Source organism: Synechococcus sp. BO 8801 (genome assembly GCF_002252675.1).
In the GTDB taxonomy this organism is placed as follows: Bacteria; Cyanobacteriota; Cyanobacteriia; order PCC-6307; family Cyanobiaceae; genus Cyanobium.
Genome location: NZ_NQKY01000019.1, coordinates 36,238 through 58,040, shown reverse-complemented (window position 1 = coordinate 58,040; position 21,803 = coordinate 36,238). Strand labels below are relative to the sequence as shown.

Annotated in this window: 15 protein-coding genes and 2 pseudogenes; 7 read left to right on the top strand and 10 right to left on the bottom strand. The window is 68.7% G+C overall.

What is annotated here, in order from left to right; translation table 11 throughout:
• Together CJZ86_RS12965 and psbQ are read right to left on the bottom strand one after the other, a co-directional pair.
• A partial coding sequence (locus CJZ86_RS12965; RefSeq protein ID WP_094586447.1) for an NAD(P)/FAD-dependent oxidoreductase occupies positions 1 to 780 on the bottom strand: 780 nt, incomplete at its 3' end.
• 139 nt (positions 781 to 919) lie between these two features.
• Positions 920 to 1,375, bottom strand: a pseudogene (gene psbQ, locus CJZ86_RS12960) (photosystem II protein PsbQ); the annotation flags it as partial.
• A gap of 124 nt (positions 1,376 to 1,499) precedes the next feature.
• On the opposite strand from psbQ, the gene purU reads away from it, so the two are divergent.
• Positions 1,500 to 2,354, top strand: a complete 855-nt coding sequence (purU, locus tag CJZ86_RS12955) for a formyltetrahydrofolate deformylase (RefSeq protein WP_094586443.1) — start codon at positions 1,500 to 1,502, stop codon at positions 2,352 to 2,354.
• A gap of 49 nt (positions 2,355 to 2,403) precedes the next feature.
• The gene (locus tag CJZ86_RS12950) at positions 2,404 to 3,684 is read left to right on the top strand and encodes an O-antigen ligase family protein (protein ID WP_094586441.1); all 1,281 of its coding nucleotides are present in this window, start codon (positions 2,404 to 2,406) and stop codon (positions 3,682 to 3,684) included.
• Here the strand turns inward: CJZ86_RS12950 and CJZ86_RS12945 are convergent.
• Positions 3,611 to 5,226: pseudogene (locus CJZ86_RS12945) on the bottom strand (B12-binding domain-containing radical SAM protein). The gene CJZ86_RS12950 and the pseudogene CJZ86_RS12945 sit on opposite strands and share 74 nt — an antisense overlap.
• A gap of 149 nt (positions 5,227 to 5,375) precedes the next feature.
• On the opposite strand from CJZ86_RS12945, the gene CJZ86_RS12940 reads away from it, so the two are divergent.
• Positions 5,376 to 6,467: a calcium/sodium antiporter gene (locus CJZ86_RS12940; RefSeq protein WP_094586439.1), complete on the top strand. Its 1,092-nt coding sequence runs from the start codon at positions 5,376 to 5,378 to the stop codon at positions 6,465 to 6,467.
• A gap of 63 nt (positions 6,468 to 6,530) precedes the next feature.
• Here the strand turns inward: CJZ86_RS12940 and CJZ86_RS12935 are convergent, their stop codons facing one another.
• Genes CJZ86_RS12935 through CJZ86_RS12920 form a run of 4 tightly spaced genes read right to left on the bottom strand, consistent with a single transcriptional unit; the run spans position 6,531 to position 13,592 of the window.
• Positions 6,531 to 8,144, bottom strand: coding sequence for a glycosyltransferase (locus CJZ86_RS12935; protein WP_094586437.1), 1,614 nt, complete (start codon positions 8,142 to 8,144; stop codon positions 6,531 to 6,533).
• A 12-nt stretch (positions 8,145 to 8,156) separates the two neighbouring features.
• The gene (locus tag CJZ86_RS12930) at positions 8,157 to 8,375 is read right to left on the bottom strand and encodes a hypothetical protein (protein ID WP_094586435.1); all 219 of its coding nucleotides are present in this window, start codon (positions 8,373 to 8,375) and stop codon (positions 8,157 to 8,159) included.
• Between the two features lie 4 nt (positions 8,376 to 8,379).
• Complete coding sequence (locus CJZ86_RS17015; RefSeq protein WP_233134014.1) at positions 8,380 to 11,853, bottom strand: filamentous hemagglutinin N-terminal domain-containing protein; 3,474 nt, start codon at positions 11,851 to 11,853, stop codon at positions 8,380 to 8,382.
• 32 nt (positions 11,854 to 11,885) lie between these two features.
• Positions 11,886 to 13,592 carry a ShlB/FhaC/HecB family hemolysin secretion/activation protein gene (locus CJZ86_RS12920; protein WP_233134013.1) on the bottom strand — a complete coding sequence of 569 codons (1,707 nt, stop codon included), beginning with the start codon at positions 13,590 to 13,592 and terminating at the stop codon, positions 11,886 to 11,888.
• Between the two features lie 513 nt (positions 13,593 to 14,105).
• Here CJZ86_RS12920 and CJZ86_RS12915 point away from each other — a divergent pair.
• A complete protein-coding gene (locus tag CJZ86_RS12915; RefSeq protein ID WP_094586429.1) occupies positions 14,106 to 14,783 on the top strand; it encodes a hypothetical protein in 678 nt (225 codons plus the stop codon).
• Between the two features lie 110 nt (positions 14,784 to 14,893).
• Entirely contained in the window at positions 14,894 to 15,274 is a 381-nt protein-coding gene (locus CJZ86_RS12910; RefSeq protein WP_094586427.1) for a thermonuclease family protein, read from the top strand.
• Between the two features lie 8 nt (positions 15,275 to 15,282).
• On the opposite strand, the gene acnB is transcribed toward CJZ86_RS12910, so the two are convergent.
• Complete coding sequence (gene acnB, locus CJZ86_RS12905) at positions 15,283 to 17,883, bottom strand: bifunctional aconitate hydratase 2/2-methylisocitrate dehydratase (RefSeq protein ID WP_502690433.1); 2,601 nt, start codon at positions 17,881 to 17,883, stop codon at positions 15,283 to 15,285.
• Between the two features lie 190 nt (positions 17,884 to 18,073).
• On the opposite strand from acnB, the gene CJZ86_RS12900 reads away from it, so the two are divergent.
• Both CJZ86_RS12900 and CJZ86_RS12895 read left to right on the top strand, forming a co-directional pair.
• Complete coding sequence (locus CJZ86_RS12900; RefSeq protein ID WP_094586423.1) at positions 18,074 to 19,147, top strand: 3-deoxy-7-phosphoheptulonate synthase; 1,074 nt, start codon at positions 18,074 to 18,076, stop codon at positions 19,145 to 19,147.
• Between the two features lie 148 nt (positions 19,148 to 19,295).
• Positions 19,296 to 19,652 carry a hypothetical protein gene (locus tag CJZ86_RS12895; RefSeq protein WP_094586421.1) on the top strand — a complete coding sequence of 119 codons (357 nt, stop codon included), beginning with the start codon at positions 19,296 to 19,298 and terminating at the stop codon, positions 19,650 to 19,652.
• 11 nt (positions 19,653 to 19,663) lie between these two features.
• Here the strand turns inward: CJZ86_RS12895 and CJZ86_RS12890 are convergent, their stop codons facing one another.
• Entirely contained in the window at positions 19,664 to 21,127 is a 1,464-nt protein-coding gene (locus CJZ86_RS12890; RefSeq protein WP_094586419.1) for a mechanosensitive ion channel family protein, read from the bottom strand.
• Complete coding sequence (locus CJZ86_RS12885; RefSeq protein WP_094586417.1) at positions 21,127 to 21,798, bottom strand: diacylglycerol/polyprenol kinase family protein; 672 nt, start codon at positions 21,796 to 21,798, stop codon at positions 21,127 to 21,129. The genes CJZ86_RS12890 and CJZ86_RS12885 overlap by 1 nt, the downstream gene beginning before the upstream one ends.
• Between the last annotated feature and the right edge of the window lie 5 nt (positions 21,799 to 21,803).

Below are 21,803 nucleotides of genomic sequence, written 5' to 3'. Positions count from 1 at the left end.
CACCACCACCCCGGGCCAGTGGCCGGGGAGGGGGGCGTCCAGCTCCAGCTCCAGGGCCTGGCCCAGCACCGGCTCCAGCTCCCAGGGGCCAGGGTCCACCCCCGCGGCCACCCCCGCTGCGGCCTTCAGCAGCGTGCCGCTGGCGGTCCCCGCCGCCAGCACCACCCAGGCCGCCCGCTCCGCGCCGCCCCCGGCCAGGTCCACCCGCCAGCCGCCGCCATCGGGCCGCAGGGCCACGGCCGCCTCCGCCCGCACGGTCAGGCCCCGTTGCCGGCCGTCCGCCGCCAGGGCCGCCAGGGCCGATCCCGGATCCAGCTGGCCGTCGCGGCCGGAGTGGAGCCCCGCCAGGCAGGGCTGGGGCAGGCCGGGCTCGAGCTGCTCCAGCCGGCGCCGGTCCCAGGGCTCCAGGGGCAGGCCCAGGGCCCGCTTGCGTGCCCCCAGGGCCGCGAGGCGTTCCTCCTCGTCCCCATCCGCCGCCAGCAGCAGCACGCCGGAGCGGTAGGGGATCGGATGCCCCCGTCGGGCCAGCTCCTGGCGCCACTGGGCCCAGAGCTCCAGGCTGCGCTGACGCAGGTCCCAGGCCCGGCCCCGCTCCCGGTGGAAGCTGTCGGCCATCAGGACCCCGAGGGCCGCCAGGCTGCCGCTGCGTTCGGGGCCCTCGCCCGGGGCATCGCCAGTGGCAGGCCCCTGGGCCGGATCGAGCAGCAGCACCGTGTGGCCGCGGCACTGGAGCCACCAGGCGCAGGCCAGGCCCACGATGCCACCCCCCACCACGATCACCGAGGTGCGGGAGGGGGCCCCGCCGGGGTGCGGATCAGGCGTCGCCGCTGGCGACCGGCTGGGGCGCGGGGGTGTTGGGCGAGGGGGCCGGCGGCACGGCGTTGGACACCTTGGCCTCGGTGCTGAAGGATTCGGCCAGGGCGATGGCTTCGGCCGGAATCACCTCGGCGTAGGAGCTGAAGCCGGTGGCCACCTTGATGTAGTCCTTGCGGAGGTTCTCGCCGTCCTGCAGACGGGCGGCCTCATCGAGCTTGGCCAGGGAGGCCTTCAGCTTGGTGGCCCGCTTGGCGGCCTCGGCCCGGTCTGCCGGCAGCAGACGCTGGTTGATGTAGAGCATCTGGCGACCCAGATCCTGCATCGGGCCGTGGATCAGGTTGCGGGTGAAGACCCAGTTGCGCTCGTTGACCAGATCGGCCAGTTCCGGCAGGCGCTCCTTCGCGGCCAGGAACCCTTCGGTCTGGCGGGCGATCAGGGTCATGTCGGCGGGGCTGATCGTCGGCGGCTTGCGGGTCTGGTCGCCCGAGCAGGCCACCAGGGAAACGCTGAGCACCAGGGCCACGGCAAGCAGGCTGAGGCGGCGCAGGACACCCATCAGGGAGAGGGGCGCGGAGATCGACGCGACGGCCATGGGACGGTGCAGTGACGTGGCTGGCGCCGTGACTTTACCGGCCCGCCTGCGCCACCATGACGGTTCCGACCGATCCGTTCCGGATTCATTGATGCGTTCCCCCACGGCGATCCTGCAGCTGATCTGCCCCGATCGGCCAGGGCTGGTGAGCGAACTCTCGGGCTGGGTGGCCGCCAACGGCGGCAACATCCTCCATGCCGACCACCACACCGATGCGGGGGCGGGGCTGTTCCTGAGCCGGATCGAATGGGCCCTGGAGGGGTTCGGCCTGCCCCGTGAGGCGATCGTTCCGGCCGTGGCGGCCCTGGCGGGGCGCCTCGGCGGCGAGGGCCAGGTGCACTTCTCCGACGCCCTGCCCCGGGTGGCGATCTTCGCCAGCCGCCAGGACCACTGCCTGGTGGACCTGCTCTGGCGCACCCGCTCCGGGGAGCTGCCGATGCAGGTGCCCCTGGTGGTCTCCAACCACCCGGACCTGGAGGCGCTGGCGGTTGATTTCGGTGCCCGCTTCGTGCACCTGCCGATCACGGCGGCCTCCCGCTCGGAGGTGGAGCAGGCCCAGCTGGCCCTGCTGGAGGAGGAGCGGATCGAGCTGGTGGTGCTGGCCAAGTACATGCAGGTGCTGAGCCCCGCCTTCCTGGCCCGCTTCTCCCAGGTGATCAACATCCACCACTCCTTCCTGCCCGCCTTCCAGGGGGCCCAGCCGTACCACCGCGCCTGGGAGCGGGGGGTCAAGCTGATCGGCGCCACCGCCCACTTCGTGACCGAGGAGCTGGACGGCGGGCCGATCATCGAGCAGGCCACCATGCACGTCGGCCACCGCGATGAGGTGGAGGACCTGATCCGCAAGGGCCGCGACACCGAACGGCTGGCCCTGGCCCGGGCGGTGCGCCTGTTCCTGCGCCGCCAGGTGATGGTCTACAGAGGCCGAACCGCTGTGTTTGATTGAGCCTTGCCCCGGGACCCGCCGTCGGTCCTTCGCTGCCGCCGCCGCTCCGGTGATCCGTTTCTCTGCCCTCGATGAGCGCCTGATGGCGCCCAAGCCGGCCGCCGCCACGCCGCTGGGCTGGCGCTGCTTCCAGCTGGGGATGTTCCTGCTGGCCAGCAGTGCCTTCCTGGCCGGCCTGGCCCTGCTGCTGGCCCTGATCCTGGGCAGCCGCGGCCGACGCCCGGTGCTGGCGGACCGGGTCAACGTCGTGCTCCTGGCGGCGGCGGTGCTGATGGTGCTGGGCTGCTTCCGGGCCGCCAGCAATGACCTGGCCTGGCTGGGGATGGGCAACTGGCTGCCCTTTTTCTGGGGGTTCTGGGGTTTCCAGGTGTATCTCGGCACCCCCGCCGCCCGCCGCCGGGTGGCGCTGGCGGTGGTGGCCGGCACGGTGCCGGTGATCCTCACCGGCCTGGGCCAGATCTGGTGGGGCTGGAGCGGACCCTTCCAGTGGCTGGGGGGCCTGATCATCTGGCACATCAAGGCCGGCGGCAACCCGCCGGAACGGCTGGCCGGACTGTTCGACTACGCCAACATCGCCGGGGCCTGGATGGTGCTGGCCTGGCCCCTGACCCTGGCGGCCCTGATCGAGGGCGGTCTCGGCTGGCGGCGCCGGGGGGTGGTGCTGGTGATCGCCGCCGGCCTGGTGGCGGCGGTGTTCCTCACCGATTCCCGCAATGCCTGGGGGGCCCTGCTGCTGGCGGTGCCCGTGGTGGCCGGGCCCGGCAGCTGGCTGTGGCTGCTGCCGGTGCTGCTGGTGGTGCTGGCGGTGATCGGCCTCTCCACCCTGCCCTGGGTGCCGGCGGCCCCGCAGGAGCTGGCCCGGCAGGTGGTGCCCGAGGCGATCTGGGGCCGGCTGATCGACCTCGACCACGGCGGCCAGCGACCGCTGGCGATCACCCGCCTGGCCCAGTGGCAGGTGGCCCTGGGGCTGATCGCCGAACGGCCCTGGCTGGGCTGGGGGGCGGCCGCCTTCAGCATCATTTACCCGATGCGCACCGGCTTCTGGCACGGCCACCCGCACAACCTGCCGATCGATCTGGCGATGAGCCACGGGGTGCCGGTCGCCGTCCTGGTGGTGGGCCTGGTGCTGTGGCTGCTGATCCGGGCCGGCTGGCTGGGCATGGCCGGCGGCACCCTGTTCGACCGGGCCTGGTGGGCCGCGGTCCTGGTGCTGGTGGCCCTGCACGCCACCGACATCCCCCTTTACGACAGCCGGATCAATGTGGCGGGCTGGGTGCTGCTGGCGGGTCTGCGCTGCTATCGCCGGCCAGCGCCTCCTGCCGATGCCTGAGCAGGGTGGCGGCTGGTAGCGGGCCCTCCAGATGGGCCCAGGGCAGCACGCGCTCCTCGCCCCAGGTGGCGTGGACCACCTCCTCCCAGGGCGGAGGCGCCGGCAGGGGGACCGGCAGATCCGCCGGTGCGGCCACCTCGCCGGCGCGGACTGCCCGGTAGGCCTTCTTCCAGCCGCCCTGGCTGTCGTGCTGGCCCCGGGCCGCGGCGATCACGGGCGCCAGGCGGCGGTCGCTGCGGGAGAGCAGGGCCTGGATCACGCTCCAGCCGTAGCTCTCGGGGCGCAGTTCGATGCCCTTGGGCTGCAGGCGCCGCGCCAGCCGCTGCAGGCGCTTCTCCGCCTCCGGCCGCACCCCTTCCCACTGGAAGGGGGTGTGGGCCTTGGGCACGAAGGTGCTCACCCCGAGGCTCAGCCGCAGGCCCGGGGTGGCCTTCTTCAGGGCCAGCAGCAGGTCGGCGGTGGCTTCGATGTCGGCCTCCTCCTCGCTGGGCAGGCCCGCCATGCCGTAGAGCTTCAGGCCGCTGAGGCCCCCCTCCCTGGCGTACCGGGCCGCCGCGAAGATCTCCTCGCCGCTCAGCTTCTTGTTGACCACCCGGCGCATGCGTTCGCTGCCGCTCTCGATCGCGATCGTCAGTGACTTGCTGCCCCGCCGGGCCAGGATCCGCCCCAGCTGGGGGGTCACCGTGGCGGCCCTCACCGAGCTGACGCTGACCCGGGTGCCCTCGAAGCGGTCCTGATCGAGCCAGGTGAGCAGGTCGGCGAACTGGGGGTGCTGGGTCACCGAAGCGCCCAGCAGGCCGAGCCGCTGGGTCACCGCCAGGCCCGTCTCCACCGCCGGGATCAGGCCGTTGTCGAGGGAGGCGGTGCGGAACGGCAGGGTCAGGTAGCTGGCCAGGCAGAAGCGGCACAGTTCCGGGCAGCTGCGGGCCACCTCCACCATGTGGATCGAGGGCCAGGCCGCCTCCGGCGTGATCACCGTGGAATGGCTGAGGGTGTTGCCGCGCCAGGTCTGCTTGGCGATGGTGGCCGGCAGGTCGGCGGCGGTGGGCTCCACCGCCAGCAGGGCGCCGTCGGCGTCGTAGCGGGGGGCGTAGAGCGCCGGCACATAGACCCCGGGAAAACCTGGGCCAGCTGCCGCAGGCGTTCGGACCGGGGCAGGGGGCGGGCGGCCTGGAGGGCGTCGATGAAGGCGGGCAGCAGCAGCTCGCCGTCACCGAGCAGCACCACATCGAAGAAGGGGGCCAGGGGCTCGGGATTGGCGGTGAGCACCGGGCCGCCGCCGAACACGATCGGGTCGTCCTCCCGCCGCTGGTGACTCCACAGGGGGATGCCCTGGCGCTCCAGCAGGTCGAGCAGCACCGGCCCGTCCAGCTCCCAGCTGAGCGACAGGCCGAACAGGTCGCAATGGCGGTGCGGTGGGTCCCCCTGGTCGGTGAACAGCCGCCGCACGTCCAGGTCGCTGCGGCGCGCCAGGCTGGCCCACACCACCTGGTAGCCCAGGCTGGTGATCCCCACCGAATAGCTGCTCGGGAAGGCCAGCACGGTGCGCAGGGCATCGGCGGCCGGCCGGGCCGGCTCGAACAGCAGCGTTTCCTGGTTCAGGGGGGGCGGCGGAACGGGGAGATCCAGCGTGTCACTTCAGGCGATCGGCTGGCGTCTCCCTAAACTCATGCGCTTTCAGACACGCCGCCATGCCCACCCTGCCCAGTTTCGTCGAGATCATCCTCGGGATCCTGGTGCTGTTCGGCGGCGGGGAACTGTTCGTCGCCGGTTCGGTCGCCCTGTCCCTGCTGCTGGGCATCCCCCAGCTGGTGATCGGCCTGACGGTGGTGTCCCTGGGCACCAGCACGCCGGAACTGTTCGTGAGCGTGCTGTCCACCCTTCAGGGGGATGCCGACCTGGCCGTCAGCAACGTGGTGGGCAGCAACATCTTCAACATCCTGGTGGTGCTGGGCGCCAGCGCGGCCATCGTTCCCCTGCGCGTCAGGAGCCGCCTGGTGCGGCGGGACGTGCCCCTGCTGCTGGGCATCTCGATGGCTGTGTGGGGCATGGCCTCGGGGGGCCGGCTCACCTGGCAGGCCGGTGTGGCACTGCTGTTCGCGACGGTGGCCAACCTCGTCTGGGAGATCCGCACCGCGTCGGAAGATTCCGAAGACGACGAGGACAACGAGAACGAGCGGTCCACCCCGCTGGTGGCGGCCTTCAAGCTGGCGGCGGGCCTGGTCCTGCTGGTGGTCGGCTCCCAGCTGCTGGTGCGGGGGGCCACCACGGCCGCCGTGGCCCTGGGGGTGAGCCAGACCGTGATCGGCCTGACGATCGTGGCGGCCGGCACCTCGATGCCGGAACTGGTCACCTCCGTGGTGGCCGCCTACCGGGGCAAGGCCGACCTGGCCATCGGCAACGTGGTGGGCAGCAACCTGCTCAACCAGATCGTGATCCTGGGCCTCTGCGCCGTGCTCTCCGGAGGCAAGGGGCTGGCGGTGGATCCGGTGATGGTGAGCCGCGACCTGCCGATCATGGTGGCCACCACCCTGGCCTGCCTGCCGATCTTCTGGACCAACGGGGTGATCTCCCGCCTCGAGGGCTGGATTCTTCTGGGCCTCTACGGGCTCTATCTGGTGGAGCAGGTCCTGGCCTCCACCGCCGGCGGTGAGATCGTCGACAACACCTACCGGTTCGTGGTGCTGGTGGCGGTGCTGCCCCTGCTGATGGTGTTCCTGGTCTGGCAGGTGCTGCGCTGGAAACAGCAGCGCAAGCTGCTGGCCGTTCAGGGCGGCGAATAGGAACGGGTAGGCCAGCCCTTGGGTGGAGCGTTGGTAGCGGAGCGCATGGCATGCATGGCGAAATCAACCAGCTGGCTGAATCAAACGCAACAGCTGCTCCCGTACGGCACTCTCCTCAGGCGATTGATCGAGCAGCTTGAGTAGCCATCCCACCGCGGCAGAGGGGTGTCCGGCCCGTTCCTCAAGATCCGCCAGGGCTGCCCAGATCATCCGATCGGCTTCAGGCCAGTAGAGATGGCGAAGGTAGGGATTGAGGCTGGCGGGGTGGAAGGCTCCAATCGGCCCTGGTCCGACCTGTCGGTGGCGCTCGATGATGTCGGCACCGCGCTGCAGCCAGAATCTTTCGCCCGCTTGTCGCCCCACGGCCCGAAGATTCACGGCCAGCAGGCAGATGGCTGGCAGGTAGTCCGGATCAATCGTCAGCAACTCGGCCAGTAGACGGGTCGCCTCCTCGTGCCGCTGCAGCTGGAAGCCATAGAGGGCCTCGCGGTAGAGGCGGGCCGTGCGGTAGTGGTCAGCATCCGGCTGATGGAGCGACGACAGCGCCAGGGGCAACTGGCGCACCCGATCGAGCGCCAGTTGGGCATCCTGCAAGTGAGCCGTGGCATGAAGCTCCGCCTCATCGAGCATCGGCAGCACGGGCCGGAAACGCTGGAAGAAGTCCACCATCTGCCGGTCCCGCTGTTCTGGGCCCAGGCCGAGGCGCAGCATCAGAGTTTCGAGCTGGGGCTTCTCCTGCAGGAGCAGCTGCAAGGCCGTTTCGACCATCTCAGCACCGAAATCGAAGCGCAATTGTTCATGCATGCGCTCCGCCACCTCGGCGCTGTAAAGCACGGCGCCACAACGCAGGCTGTTCATCAACATCGTCGACACACCCCGTGTGGCTGCATCGGCATGGCGGAAAACAACCTCCGGTAACACAACCCCATCGCTCGGGAGGGGGTCCGAGAAGGCTTCCGGCTGGGTCAGTCCCTCCTGTTCATTGAACACATCCTTGTAGAGATGGCCGACGCGCAGGCGTTGATCAACGCGGCAGTGGTAGCCACAGAGCCCAGCCAGCATCGAAAGGAAACGATCCTCATGGCCCCAGTCCTCCAGGAAGTCCGGAAAACCTTCCAGGCGTTCGTACACCTGCCGGCGGATGGCAAAGAAGCCGCCATTCACGAAGGGCGCCGTCACATCGACCAGGGGATCGGATTGAAGCCTCACCCAGGCAGGATTCAGATGGCACAGCCGCTTACTGCTGTAGATCGAGCCGGCGGTGGAGGCACCATTACGACTGTCAAAACAGTCGATCCCCAGCAGATCGCAGCCTGGGTTGCGGAAATGGTCCTGAACCTTCAACCAGAGATCGCTCTGGGGAAACTCCAGATGGGCATCGAGGAACACCAGGACCTCCGCACGGCAGCCGGCCGCACCCTGGCGACGGCCCCGGGAAACACCAATCCGGAAGGCCCCGCGCTGCAGTCGAACCGTTCCCTGGTCGCGACGTTGACGCCAGTGGGGTTCGTCGCAGAAGTCCGTGCTGCCATCGCTTGAGGCGTCGTCGTAGAGGGAGCACTCAAGGCCGCCCTCGGGGGGCGTGAGCGCCAATGCACCCTCAACAGTTCGCCTCAGATAGTCACCCTCGTTGCGGCTGCCGATGATCAGGCTGAGGCCTGGAGAAGTGGTCGGCATGGCTCAGCCGCTTCAGGGTTTGCCGATGGTGAGCGTGAACGAGCCGGGCGTGCCGCTGCGGGTCGGCACGGTGAGCAGCACGTCGAGTGGCAGCGTGATCTTGCCGTAGCCCCTGATCTCGAACGTCTGGCTGAAGGCGTCGAAGTCGACTCCCGGTGGCAGGGCACGTCCGTCCGCCAGGCGAGCGCGGCTTTTCTCTGGGATGGCACCGGGAATCCGTTCCTCGATCAACCCCTTAGGGATCTGGTAACTGAAGGAATCGGCGCGAGGAACGGGCCGCACCCCAGAGGTCGGCAGCAACTCGCCTGGGCTGATGGGTCGGAGCACCGGCTGTGCAGCACTGGAGGGCTGGGGCGCCAGTGCCGGCTGTGGAGACGCTTCCCCAGGTGCCATGGTCGGCGTGAGGACAGGCTGCGGTGCGGTCGTGGGCTGGAGCGGCAGTTTCCCGGGCGCCATGGACGGCGTGAGCAGGGGCTGTGGTGCGGTGGTGGGCTGGGTCGGTAGCTTCGGAGGCGCCATCGTTGGCGTCAGGACAGGCTGCGGAGCGGCAGTGGGCTTGGGCGGCAACTGCGTCGGCGCCATCGTTGGCGAGAGGACTGGCTGTGGCGCGGTCGTGGGCTGAGGCGGCAGCTTGCTCGGCGCCATGGTTGGCGTGAGGACAGGCTGCGGAGCGGTGGTGGGCTTGGGCGGCACCTGCGCCGGGGCCATGGTCGGCGTGAGCAGGGGCTGTGGTGCGGTCGTGGGCTGAGGCGGCAGCTTCCCAGGCGCCATGGTTGGCGTGAGGACAGGCTGCGGCGCGGTTGTGGGCTGCGGCGGCAGCTTCCCGGGCGCCATTGTTGGCGTGAGGACAGGCTGCGGAGCGGTGGTGGGCTTGGGCGGCACCTGCGCCGGGGCCATGGTCGGCGTGAGCAGGGGCTGTGGCGCGGTGGTTGGTTGGCGTGAGGACAGGCTGCGGAGCGGTGGTGGGCTTGGGCGGCACCTGCGCCGGGGCCATGGTCGGCGTGAGCAGGGGCTGTGGCGCGGTGGTTGGCTGAGGCGGCAGCTTCGGAGGCGCCATCGTTGGCGAGAGGACTGGCTGCGGCGCGGCTGTGGGCTGCGGCGGCAGCTTGCCCGGCGCCATGGTTGGCGTGAGGACAGGCTGCGGAGCGGTGGTGGGCTTGGGCGGCACCTGCGCCGGGGCCATGGTCGGCGTGAGCAGGGGCTGTGGCGCGGTGGTTGGCTGAGGCGGCAGCTTCGGAGGCCCCATCGTTGGCGAGAGGACTGGCTGCGGCGCGGTGGTGGGCTGAGGCGGCAGCTTCCCAGGCGCCATCGTCGGCGTGAGCAGGGGCTGTGGTGCGGTGGTGGGCTTGGGCGGCACCTGCGCCGGGGCCATGGTCGGCGTGAGCAGGGGCTGTGGCGCGGTGGTTGGCTGAGGCGGCAGCTTCGGAGGCGCCATCGTTGGCGAGAGGACAGGCTGCGGCGCGGTTGTGGGCTGAGGCGGCAGCTTGCTCGGCGCCATGGTTGGCGTGAGCAGGGGCTGTGGTGCGGTGGTGGGCTTGGGCGGCACCTGCGCCGGGGCCATCGTTGGCGTGAGGACAGGCTGCGGCGCGGTGGTCGGCTGCGGCACGGGCATCCGTGTTGGTGCCGGCGTCGGCCCAGCCGTAGGCGTCAGCTGTGTCTGTTGCGGCACCAGTGTCGGAGCCAGAATCGGAACAGCCGTCTGGGGATTGGGAGCGGCGGTGGGCTGCGGCGCGATGGTCGGCTGCGGCACAGGCATCTGGGTGGGTGCCGGCGTCGGTCCAACCGTCGGGATCTGCTGTGTCTGCTGCGGCACCAGCATCGGAGCCAGAATCGGAACAGCCGTCTGGGGATTGGGAGCGGCGGTGGGCTGCGGCATGGGCGGAGTTGGCCGCTGCCACGTGGACGTGCCTGAACCCTGGGGAATCGAGGCCTGGCCCGCCAGGGGAAGTGCCTGCTGGAGCTGCACCACGGTGGGAGTGCCCGGCGTGGTGACCTGCTGGTAAATCGGCGGTCTCACCACTTGGGTCGGTGGATTCTTCGGTGTGGTCTGGGGGTTGAAGCTTGACGCGTCGGTCACGTAAGTCCGACCTCCCACCATGTAGAGCACATGGGTGGGAGGCAGATTGCCGCTGGTGGTGAACTGCGGACGGCCGTTGCTGTCGGTGGTGAAGTGCCCTTTCCAGTAGGTCACTTCACCGGTGGTGGGGTTCACATAACGGCAACCACTGCAGGGGCTTGTCCCTGCGTACTGACCGTTATGCCCGTGATAGTAATAACCATCCTGACTGACAAAGCGCTGGCTGGTTCCGGCTTCCTGGGGCCTGGAGAATCCAGGATTCGTTTGCCCCTGATTGATCGCGAACGATCCGCCGGGAACGAGCACCATCTGGGTGGTGGGAGTTCCCGGAATCGTCTTGTCCCAGGTGATCACTCCCGTTTGCGGGTTGTAGGGCGCCTTGACGCCATTGCTGCCGACCACCGATGAGGCGCCGCCGTCGATGGTGACCTTCAGGGGGCCGGTGCCGAACTGGTCAACGAAATCCGGGTTCGTGAGTGCTGTCGAACCGGGCTGAACCGTGAGCGTTCCGGCGGTGAGCTTGCCTGAGGTCTGGTCGACACGAACACCTTCGGCATTCAGCAGAACGGCCCCGGCTGGCAACGTCAGGCCAAGGACGCTGGCCTCGTCCCGTTCTTCGGAGACAAGGTTGCCCTGGGCGTCGGTATGCGTCAGACGGCGCTTGAGGGAGCCCCCATTGGTGCTTTCCCGATGCCCCTCCTCGATCGCCTCGATGCCGTCATAGACGTAGAAATCAGCCGCCCGGAAGTTCGGGGAGAAGAAGAGATCGTTGAACTGACCGGCTTTGGCCCCGGAGGTGCTGATCACGAAACGCTCCAGGTCGTAGGTGGCCTGGAGTGAAAGGGTCGCCCGTTGGGGAGAGGGCTTGCCACTGATCTGGATGAAGCCGAAGCCAGTGGGCAGGCCAGGGGCCGCCGTGAACGTGTTGGTCGGCAACCCGGTGGTGCCGATCCAGAGGGAGCCTTCAGGCTGCACCCCATTGACGGTGGTGTTGACCCCATCCGTTCCGGTGGCTGCGCTGCGGGTGCCTCTGGTGAGGATCGTGGCCGTTGGACCCACGGTCACCGAGGGAGCCACGAGGGCGATCCCGCCTCCGTTGGTGGAACGGATGGTGCCATCCACCTGGATGGGGCCATCCCCATCGGCCATGACGATGCTGATCAACGGGGCATTCAGGCCAGGGCCATAGGCCTCGCCCGCAAGGAACCGCTGCTCAGCGCCGGCAGCGAGCGTGCCCGTACTGAGCAGGATGCTGGGCACGGAGATCAAGGCGGTGGAGCCCACCGTGATGCCCTGGTTGTTGATCAACACCACAGGGTTGATGGCCCTGAGCACCCCATCAAGCCGTGAGGCACCGCCACCACTGCGCACGTAGTTGAGAACGGCTCCCTGGTTCTGGAAATCGACCGTGGCACCGGGGCCGATGTTGAAGCTGCCCCAGCTGATCACCGCCCGGCCAGGGGTGGTGACGGTGAGCGTGCTCCCTGAGGTGGTCACGGTATGGGCTCCGCCGCCCACCTGTTGGGGACTGGTGGGCAGCACCTGGGCGCGGGCCATGGGCGGCGCGCTGGACTGGGCCAGCGTCAGGGCCACCATCCCTGTGTGCGCCAGGCGCCAGAGGAGGGCCTGCAAGGTGATCGAAACGGTTGGATCGGCGCGTTTCATCAGAACCACCACCGCAGGGAACCCCACACCCTGGCTCCCTTGTTGAAGCCGTCAGCATCGGTGTTATCAAGGCTGCCAGGGTTGTTGCCGATCGGGAAGCCGACCTTCACGGAGAGAAGCCAGTCGCCGGAGGTGCCCAGATCCACCCCAACCCCCGTTCCGGCCAGGCCAAAGGAATTGGGCTGCAGCGCATCGGTGAAGGGAGTGTTCCAACGCCAGATGTAACCGGCATCGATGAACGCCACAAAAGACAGCAGCGGAGATGCACGGTAAATCAGATCAAACTGGCCACTGAAGCCGCTATCCCCTGGTGCTTCTCCCGGTGGATAGGCCCGCACACCATTGGGATAGCCGAGGGACATCTTTTCGGCACCGTCAAGATTGTTGAAGGCTTTCTGGGCCTGGATGAACACCTTGGCCTGCCAACGCTCGGAGAAGACCTGATAGCGGCTATACACGAGACCCACCTTGTTGAAGCCACCATCGGTGTTGGCGGTCAGGGCATCGAGGGACAGATCATTGCTGTTGCCGGATCGATCCAGATTGCCAAGGCTGTATTGAAGCAATGCCGTGTTCAGGCCGGTGCCAAGAAACGCATCCTGCTTCTGGCCGATCAGCGAGAGCCGGATCACCTGGCTGTCTCTGTCGCGGACCTCCGTATTCTGGATTCTGTCGATGTAGCTGTTGTACTCAGCGCTGAGAGATCCCCAGAGCGATTGCATGGGACGTCGCCACAGGGGTTGCTGAAAGCCGAGGCGAATATTGCCAGTGCTGCCATTGATGTCCGCACTGAAGAGCTCATCAAGCAGCCGATACTTGTTGTAGTTGGCGTAGAGATTCAGTTGCCCGCCATCGGGTGTGACAGGGAGTGCAAAGTTCAGCGATCCCACCCAGTTACCCGTGCCGGAGCTGTTGCCCCACCAACTCCCCTCCAGAGAGGTCCGCTCGCCTCGACCCAGCAGGTTCGAACCCGTGAGCGTCAGATCAACGTCAACACTGCCAAGGAAGCGGTTGATCTCGTTGTTGACATTGAGCTCGCCGCTGGTGCGATCGGTGTCGAAGACGCTGAGCACCACATCGGTGGTGCCGGTCTCGGATCCCGGCTGGAGTCGGGAACGCACCTGCACCCCCGCCAGATCGTTGAGCTTGAGCAGGGCGGACGTGAGTTTGTCGAGACGCAGCAGACTGCCTTGGGCCACGGAGGCCCTGATCGTGGCCTTGGCGATGCCGTCGTTGAGGTGGTGCGGCACGGTGGAATCAATCTTGACCTCCCCCATGCGCGCCTCCGTGACGGTGATCATCAGCGGACCACCCTTGGGGCCGCTCGGATCGATCCGTACCAGAGCGAGAAGGCCACGGGAGCGATAGGCGTCGCGAATGGCGATGCGCAGAGTTTCCAGATCGCGCAGGCTGACGGGACGGTTCAGATAGGGAGCGGCCAGGGCTTCGAGCTGCCCCTTCCACTGCACCGACACCCCCTCGAAGCTCACACTGCTGTAGGAGAAGTCAGGCAGAGATTCCGGCAGTGGCTCTTTCTCCTGGACGGGTTGTTCGGGGACCTGCGGCTTGTTGAGCTGCTCCAGCTGGCGACGGTTCTGCTCGTCGAGGGTGTCGCGTAGGCGCTGGTCCCGCTCGTAACGCTGGATCGCTCCGGAGGGGAGCGACTGAGCCCAGGCATCGCCTCCGGTGCTTGCCAGGGCCAGCATCAAGCAGGCCCCGAGTTTAATGTTGCTCGCAGGCATTTGACAGTAAGTTTACTCCTATTGAAATCACTTTAGCACACTGCCCTGGCTTCTATTTACCGTCTAGTCCTGGAAACCCCACATGTTCGGCTGTGAATGGATTGGTGGAATGATGCGTTGAGTTCCCTGGGCAGGACGCATTGCCAAGGTCCTGGTCGACATCGTCATGGCCAAAAGGAAGCCCGCGTCGGCCAGAGATTCTGGCCATTCCTGTGAGAGCTTCTGCAAGGTATTGGCAGGAGAGCCCAGGCATGGACAGGACCCTGAAGGCCGTCCCTGCGCTTGGATGGAAGGTGAACAACAGATTCATACGAAGAGACGTGAAGAATGGTGCCTATGGATGTAGTTGTCGATCCTGGTCTGGGCAGCCCTCCGAGGTAGGATCTGATAAGCGTCTCGCCTAAGGAACCAATGCGTTCTCCCCTCGCCTGGGTTGCTTCTGGCCTTCTGGCGATAAGCATTCCCGCTGGGGTTGGGATGGCCCAGAGCGCGATCGAGAGCCAGAGGGTCACGTTTCGAGCCGGAGCTGATTCCACCCTGCTGAAGGGCCAGCTCAAGGGCGACCAGACCATCGATTACAAACTGCGCGCCGGCGCCGGTCAGACCCTGACCGTGGAACTCAAGGGTTCCAACCCCCAGAACTACTTCAATGTGATGGCGGCCGGGACCGACACCGCCCTGTTCATCGGCAGCAGCTCCGGCAACCGCTTCCGTGGGCCTTTGCCCAGCGATGGCGATGTCAGGGTGAGGGTGTATCTGATGCGGCCGGCGGCGCGCCGCAATGAAACGAGCACCTACAGCCTCAAGGTGGGGATCAGTGGTGCTCCCCTCGCCCCCGTGCCCGCATCCCGCGATGCCCTGATCCCAGGCACGCCGTACCACGCCTCTGCGGAGGTGCCGTGTGGGTCCGGCAGCAGTGCCAAGGCCGCCCGGTGCAAGGCCTCCGTGATCCGCCGGGTCAACAACAGCGCCACGGTGGTGGTGATGAACCCCGAGGGCCAGAAGCGTCAGTTCCTGTTCGTGAAGGGCAAGGCGGTTGCTTCCGATCAGCCCGAAAAGCTCACGGTGCAGCGACGCGGCGATGTGTCGGTGCTGGTGCTTGGGGAGAACGTCGAGCGCTACGAGATCGTCGACGCCCTGGTGGTGGGGGGTTGAGGGATAGCACCGTGAATCGCCCGTTGGTTGGTGTGTCCGCCCTGCTCCTTTCGATGACGGGGGCTCCGGTTCTCGCCATTCCCCCGCCCCCTGCTGACGACGTCCGGGTCGTGAAGGTCCTGGATGGCCGCACCATCGTCGTGACCCCCTACGGCGATCCGTTCAAGGTGCGGCTGGCCTGCCTCCGGCCCCCGCAACTCCCACAGAGCAGCTCGGGCCTGGCCGCCAAGGCCGCCCTGGAGGCCCTTCTCCAGCCCGGTGCCTGGGTGACGCTCTCGACGCGCAGCAAGGCCGCTGACGGCGTCGAGCTGGCGGAGATCACTCCCGTTGGTTCGAGGGTGCCGATCAACCTGAGCCTGGTGCAAGTCGGCCTGGCGGCGCTGGATCGCCAGGCCGCGAGCCCATGCAATCAGGAGATCTACCAAGAGGCGGAGATGAGAGCCCAAGCCCTGCAACTGGGACTCTGGAGGCCATCGCCGGGCACCCGATAGGGGGCAGCTCAGACCTCCGCCAGCACCTTCTCCTCCTCCTCCACGCTCACCACCCGCCCGGCATCTTCGAAGCCATCGATCTGGTCGAAGTTGAGGTAGCGGTAGAGCTGGTCGGAGAGGGGATCGATCTTGGCCGCCGCGATCTCCAGGTACTCGGCCGGGCTGGGAATGCGTCCCAGCAGGGCGCACACCGCCGCCAGTTCGGCGCTGCCCAGGTACACCTGGGCGCCGTTGCCGAGGCGGTTGTTGAAGTTGCGGGTGCTGGTGGAGAACACGGTGGTGTTGTCCTCCACCCGGGCCTGGTTGCCCATGCACAGGGAGCAGCCGGGCAGCTCCATGCGGGCGCCGGCGGTCTCGAACTTGGCGGTGTAGCCCTCGGCCCGCAGCACCTCATCGTCCATGCGGGTCGGCGGGCAGACCCACAGCCGGGCGGCGCTGGTGCCGGCCCCGTCCATCACCGTGGCGGCGGCGCGGTAGTGGCCGATGTTGGTCATGCAGGAGCCGATGAACACCTCATCGATCCGGTCGCCCGCCACCTCGCTCAGGAGCTTGACGTTGTCGGGATCGTTGGGGCAGGCCAGGATCGGCTCGCTCAGCTCGTCCAGGTTGATGTCGATCACCGCCGCGTACTCGGCGTCGGCGTCGGCCTCCATCAGCACCGGATCCGCCAGCCAGGCCTCCATCGCCTTGATCCGGCGCGCCATGGTGCGGGCATCGCTGTAGCCCCGGGCGATCATGTTCTTAAGCAGCGCCACGTTGCTGCGCAGGTATTCACTCACCGTCTCGACGCTCAGCTTGATCGTGCTGCCGGCGCAGGAGCGTTCCGCGGTGGCGTCGGTGAGCTCGAACGCCTGCTCCAGCTTCAGGTCGGGGAGCCCCTCGATCTCCATGATCCGGCCGCTGAAGATGTTCTTCTTGCCGGCCTTCTCCACCGTCAGCAGGCCCTGCTGGATGGCCACATACGGGATGGCGTTGACCACGTCCCGCAGGGTGACGCCGGGCTGCAGCGAACCGGAGAAGCGCACCAGCACTGACTCGGGCATGTCGAGGGGCATGGCGCCGATGGCGGCCGCGAAGGCCACCAGGCCGGAGCCGGCCGGGAAGGAGATGCCGAGGGGGAAGCGGGTGTGGCTGTCGCCGCCGGTGCCCACCGTGTCCGGCAGCAGCATGCGGTTGAGCCAGCTGTGGATGATGCCGTCGCCGGGGCGCAGGGCGACGCCGCCCCGGGAGCTGATGAAGTCGGGCAGCTCGGCGTGGGTCTTCAGATCCACCGGCTTGGGGTAGGCGGCGGTGTGGCAGAAGCTCTGCATCACCAGATCGGCGGAGAAGCCCAGGCAGGCCAGCTCCTTCATCTCGTCGCGGGTCATCGGCCCGGTGGTGTCCTGGCTGCCGACGCTGGTCATCAGCGGTTCGCAGCTGGTGCCAGGGCGCACGCCGGCCAGGCCGCAGGCCTTGCCCACCATCTTCTGGGCCAGGGTGAAGCCCTTGCCCGTGTCGACCGGGGCCACCGGCCGGATGAAGGCCTCCGAGGCGGGCAGGCCCAGCTGCAGCCGCACCTTGTCGGTGAGCGAGCGGCCGATCAGCAGGGGGATGCGGCCACCGGCGCGCACCTCGTCGGCGATGGTGCTGGGCTTGAGCTCGAAACGGGCCAGCACCTCCCCGGCCCCCGGCTCGCCGGCGGCCCGCTCGATCGTGCCGGCGTGGGGCCGGATCGTGATCACGTCGCCGCTGTTGAGGGCGCTCACGTCGCACTCGATCGGCAGGGCGCCGGAATCCTCGGCGGTGTTGAAGAAGATCGGCGCGATCTTGCTGCCGAGCACCACCCCGCCGCTGCGCTTGTTGGGCACGTGGGGGATGTCGGTGCCGATGTGCCAGAGCACCGAGTTGATGGCGGATTTGCGGGAGCTGCCCGTGCCCACCACATCACCCACGTAGGCGAGCGGGTGGCCCTTCGCCTTCAGCTCGGCGATCAGGGCCAGCCCCTCCGGCATCCGCGTCTCCAGCATCGCCATCGCGTGCAGGGGGATGTCGGGCCGGGTGGTGGCGTGGGTGGCCGGCGAGAGGTCGTCGGTGTTGGTTTCCCCGGTCACCTTGAACACGGTGACGGTGATCGCCTCCGGCAGGGGCGGCCGGGCGTGGAACCATTCCGCCGCCGCCCAGCTGTCCACCACCTGGCGGGCCAGGGGGTTGGTCTCGGCCAGCTCCAGCACGTCGTGGAAGGCGTCGTACACCAGCAGGGTGCGGCTCAGCCCCAGGGCGGCCTCTTCAGCGACGTCCGCCTCCGGGCAGGAGAGCAGCTCGATCAGGGCGCCGACGTTGTAGCCGCCGATCATGGTGGCCAGCAGCCGCGTGGCCTCCAGGGGGCTCACCAGGGGGCTGGTGGCCGTTCCCTTGGCGATCCCACTCAGCCAGCCCGCCTTCACATAGGCGGCCTCATCCACCCCCGGCGGAATCCGTTCGCTCAGCAGGTGCAGCAGGAAGGCCTCCTCGCCGGCGGGTGGCTGCTCCAGCAGCTGGGTGACGGCCTGGGCCTGGGGGGCGGTGAGCGGCAGGGGCGGCACGCCAAGGGCTTCGCGGGCCGCTGCGGCCTCGCGGTAGCTGGGCAGCAGCTCGGCGGGGGAGAGGGGGGCGGGGCTCGGGGAGGCGGACATATGGACGCAGGACCGCATGGGCATCCCTTCCATTGTTCTTCCCCGCGGGTCCGCCCTCTGGTGACGACGGCTGCAGAAGTCGGCGCTGGCATCGGTGCCGCCAGTTCGTAGGCTGGGGGGTCTGACCAATCCCCGCCGGCCGCCGCGCATGATCCCCACCTCCGATCTCCACGTGGTGGAAACCCGGCCGCTGGTGCCGCCGGCGGTGCTGCATGCGGAGCTGCCCCTGTCGGAGCAGGCGGCCCGCACCGTGCAGCAGGCCCGGGAACGGATCAAGGCCATCCTGCACGCCGGCGACCAGCGGATGCTCGTGATCGTCGGCCCCTGCTCGGTCCACGACGTGGCCGCCGCCCGGGAGTACGCCGAAGCCATCGCCCAGGCCCAGCGCCGCCATCGGGACGAGCTGGAGATCGTGATGCGGGTCTACTTCGAGAAGCCCCGCACCACCGTGGGCTGGAAGGGGATGATCAACGACCCCCACCTCGACGGCAGCTACGACATCAACACCGGCCTGCGCCGGGCCCGTTCCCTGCTGCTGCACCTGGCGGAGCTGGGCCTGCCGGCGGCCACCGAGGTGCTCGATCCGGTGGTGCCCCAGTACCTCGCCGACCTGATCAGCTGGACCGCCATCGGCGCCCGCACCACCGAGAGCCAGACTCACCGGGAGATGGCCTCGGGCCTGTCGATGCCGATCGGCTTCAAGAACGGCACCGACGGCAGCGCCGCCACCGCCATCAATGCCATGGAGGCGGCCGCCCGGCCCCACCATTTCCTGGGCATCAACAGGGAGGGCCAGGCCGCGATCGTGTCCACCACCGGCAACCCGGATGGCCACCTGGTGCTGCGCGGCGGCAAGAGCGGCACCAACTACCACGCCGAGGCTGTGGAGGCGGCGGCGGCCCTGCTGGCCAAGGACGGCCTGCCGGCCCGGCTGATGGTGGACTGCAGCCACGGCAACTCCAACAAGGACTACCGCCGCCAGGGGGAGGTGCTGCGCCAGGTGGCCGAGCAGGTGCGGGGCGGTTCGGTCCACGTGATGGGGGTGATGCTGGAGAGCCATCTGGTGGAGGGAAATCAGAAGATCTCCGCCGACCTGGACTCGCTCACCTACGGCCAGAGCATCACCGATGCCTGCATCGATCTGCCCACCACCCTGGATCTGCTCGTCGAGCTGGCCGAAGCGGTGCGCCAGGCCCAGGCCCGCAGTCTGGCCCTGGCCTGAAGGGCTCTGCTCTTCTCCAAGGCAGGTCAATCAGCACTCGAAAGGTGAGAGTGCTGATCCGATCTTCTGCAACAGAGTGTTCCTGGTGAACAGCTGACTGGCGTGCCCTGGGTACGTTTGGGGCCAGCAAGATCGTGGTGGGACGCTGATGACCTATCTCCTGCAGTTCTGCGGGTTGTCCGACCCCTTGCAGCTGTTCTATCTCGAGCAGAAATCCGTCGCCTCCCCCTCCGGCGGCCCACCCGCCCCCGGCCCGATCTACGGCGGTTTCCGCCCCTTCCAGCTCGATGACCTGCTGGACTGGGCCCTCGACACGGCCCGGGGCCGCTGCTGGGACGGTGAGGCGATCCAGCGGCTGGTGATCGATGTCTGGATGGAGCGGGCCGATGTGATCCGCCAGTGGCAGCTGCGGCTGCGGGAGGAGCCGGCCGAGCGGCTGCTGGTGGCCGGCATCGGCACCCAGCGCGACTGGGAGCTCCGCTGCGAGCAGCTCCTGAGGGCCTGAGCGGCGTCCCCTCAGTCGACCTCGAGGCCGAACAGGTGGCGCATGCGCTCCAGGATCGAGGTCTGGCGGCGGGCCGCATCCGGGGAGGAGAGCTTCTCCAGTTCCGAGCGCCGCTGGCCCACGATCGCCGCCAGCGCCTCCAGCACCCCGGCATCGTCCTCCACCAGGGGCATGAAGTCGTCCCGCTCCACCTCCAGCAGCACGCATTCCCCCCGCGAGCGCACCGTGGCCGTGCGGGGTTCGCCGGTGCAGACGGTCATCTCCCCGAAGATCTGATCCCGGCCCAGCACGGCCACCGAGCGCCCCAGGGGCGAGCCGTCGGCCTTGAACACCTCCACCTCGCCGTCCACCACCTGGAACAGGGCCACGCCCTCCTCCCCCTCGGCCACGATCGTTTCGCCGGAGCCGAAGCGCAGGCAGCGCACCTCCGAGGCGAGTCGGTTCACCTGTTCGGGGTCCAGCTGGGCGAACAGCCAGCTGCGCCGCAGCAGCTGGGCGGTCAGCGAGGCATCCACGCCGGTGGGGTGGGCCGGATCCCGCTGGGTCTGGCGCCGCTTCAGCTCCCGCACCGGGTAGGGCAGCTCCCAGCCCTGGCGCTCCAGGGCGTACCAGATCTGCTCCAGCAGTTCGCCGCGCAACCGCAGCCGATCGCCCTCCGAGGGCCCGCGCTGGTACCCCTGCAGCTCGTAGCGGATGCGGGAGTCCTCGTAGGAGCTGATCAGCACCTCCGGCTCCGGGTCGACGAGCACCAGGGGGTTCTCGGCCATCACCCGCAGCAGCAGCTGGCGCGCCCGGGCCGGCGGGATCTCGTAGCCCAGGGCGATCTCGAAGCGGTTCCCCACCGGCTCGTGCTGGCTGAAGCGCCGCATCGGGTTGTCCGCCACCGTGTTGTTGGGCAGGTTCACCGTCGAGCCGTCCTTGCGGCGCAGGCGGGTGCTCATCAGATGCAGGGACTCCACCGTGCCGCTCTCGTCGCCGACGCTGATCCAGTCCCCCTCCCGGAAGGGCGGATCCACCTGCAGCTCGATGCCGGCGAACAGATCCTTGAGCGTTTCCTGGGCCGCCAGGCCGATCACGGCCGTGAGCACCGCCGAGGTGGTCACCAGACCCACCAGGTTGAGGTTGGCGAGGCGCTGCAGCACCAGCACCGTGGCCAGGGCCGAGAGGCCCAGCATCAGCAGGTCCCGCAGGATCTTGGCGGTGGGTCGCCACCAGCCCAGGGCCTCCGGGCACTCCAGGGCCAGCCAGGCCACCAGGGCGATCAGGGCGTAGACGGTGGCCAGCTCGTCGACGGCGCCGAGCCACTGCACCCCGGCTGGTCGGGCGGTGCCGCCGATCACGCCCCACAGCAGCACCGCCACCAGCGGCAGCATCAGGGGCGGTGGCGGCAGCTGGAAGCGGCGGGTGGCCAGCCGCAGCCCCAGCAGGACCGCTGCCAGGGCCAGGCCGATGAGGATCCGCTCGATCGGTCCCATCAGCTCAGCACCCGCCACAGCCCGGCCACCGCCAGGGGCACGCTGATGTTGTCGATGCCCAGCAGGGCCCACTGCTCCAGCCCCGTGGCCACCAGGGCGATGAGGGCGATCGAGGCCGGCGCCGGGCCACCGCCCAGCAGCCCCAGGCTCAGCAGCGCCACCAGGCTGGCGATCCCCATGGCGGCGGTGCCCGCCAGGGAGCGGCGCTCGCCGAACACCGTCCAGCTCGGTGACGGGATCAGCGGGCCCAGCAGACCGGCCAGGCCGTCACCGAACGCCATCACCAGCACTCCCGCTGCCACCGTGTCGGGGTGGGCGGGCCACCAGAGCCACAGCATCAGGGTGATCGAGGCGCCGTAGGCGACCGTGCCGTAGCTGTGCCGGTCCACGTCCTCGATCGCCGGCAGCACCCGCACCCGGTGGTTGAGGGCGGCCAGCAGGGTGATGGCGGCGGCGGCGGGTATGGCGATCAGCCGTTCGACACCGAAGGCCCAGGCGATCAGCACCACCGGCCCGGCTCCGATATGCACCAGCTTGCGGCTCCATTCCCGCTGAGCGGGCCAGCGGCGGCGCAGGAGCAGGGCACCGGCGCTGAGCAGCGCCAGCCAGAGGGCCACGGCCAGCACACCCGTGAGCCGGGCCAGGTCGTCATGCTCCGGTGGAAGGACCAACGCCA

What these genes read in the sequence shown, in the direction of transcription:
- CJZ86_RS12940 (WP_094586439.1), top strand. Translation starts at nt 5,376, where the DNA reads ATGCCCACCCTGCCCAGTTTCGTCGAGATCATCCTCGGGATCCTGGTG.
- CJZ86_RS12935 (WP_094586437.1), bottom strand. Translation starts at nt 8,144, where the DNA reads ATGCCGACCACTTCTCCAGGCCTCAGCCTGATCATCGGCAGCCGCAAC.
- purU (WP_094586443.1), top strand. Translation starts at nt 1,500, where the DNA reads ATGCGTTCCCCCACGGCGATCCTGCAGCTGATCTGCCCCGATCGGCCA.
- CJZ86_RS12895 (WP_094586421.1), top strand. Translation starts at nt 19,296, where the DNA reads ATGACCTATCTCCTGCAGTTCTGCGGGTTGTCCGACCCCTTGCAGCTG.
- CJZ86_RS12900 (WP_094586423.1), top strand. Translation starts at nt 18,074, where the DNA reads ATGATCCCCACCTCCGATCTCCACGTGGTGGAAACCCGGCCGCTGGTG.
- CJZ86_RS12915 (WP_094586429.1), top strand. Translation starts at nt 14,106, where the DNA reads ATGGCCCAGAGCGCGATCGAGAGCCAGAGGGTCACGTTTCGAGCCGGA.
- CJZ86_RS12890 (WP_094586419.1), bottom strand. Translation starts at nt 21,127, where the DNA reads ATGGGACCGATCGAGCGGATCCTCATCGGCCTGGCCCTGGCAGCGGTC.
- CJZ86_RS12920 (WP_233134013.1), bottom strand. Translation starts at nt 13,592, where the DNA reads ATGCTGGCCCTGGCAAGCACCGGAGGCGATGCCTGGGCTCAGTCGCTC.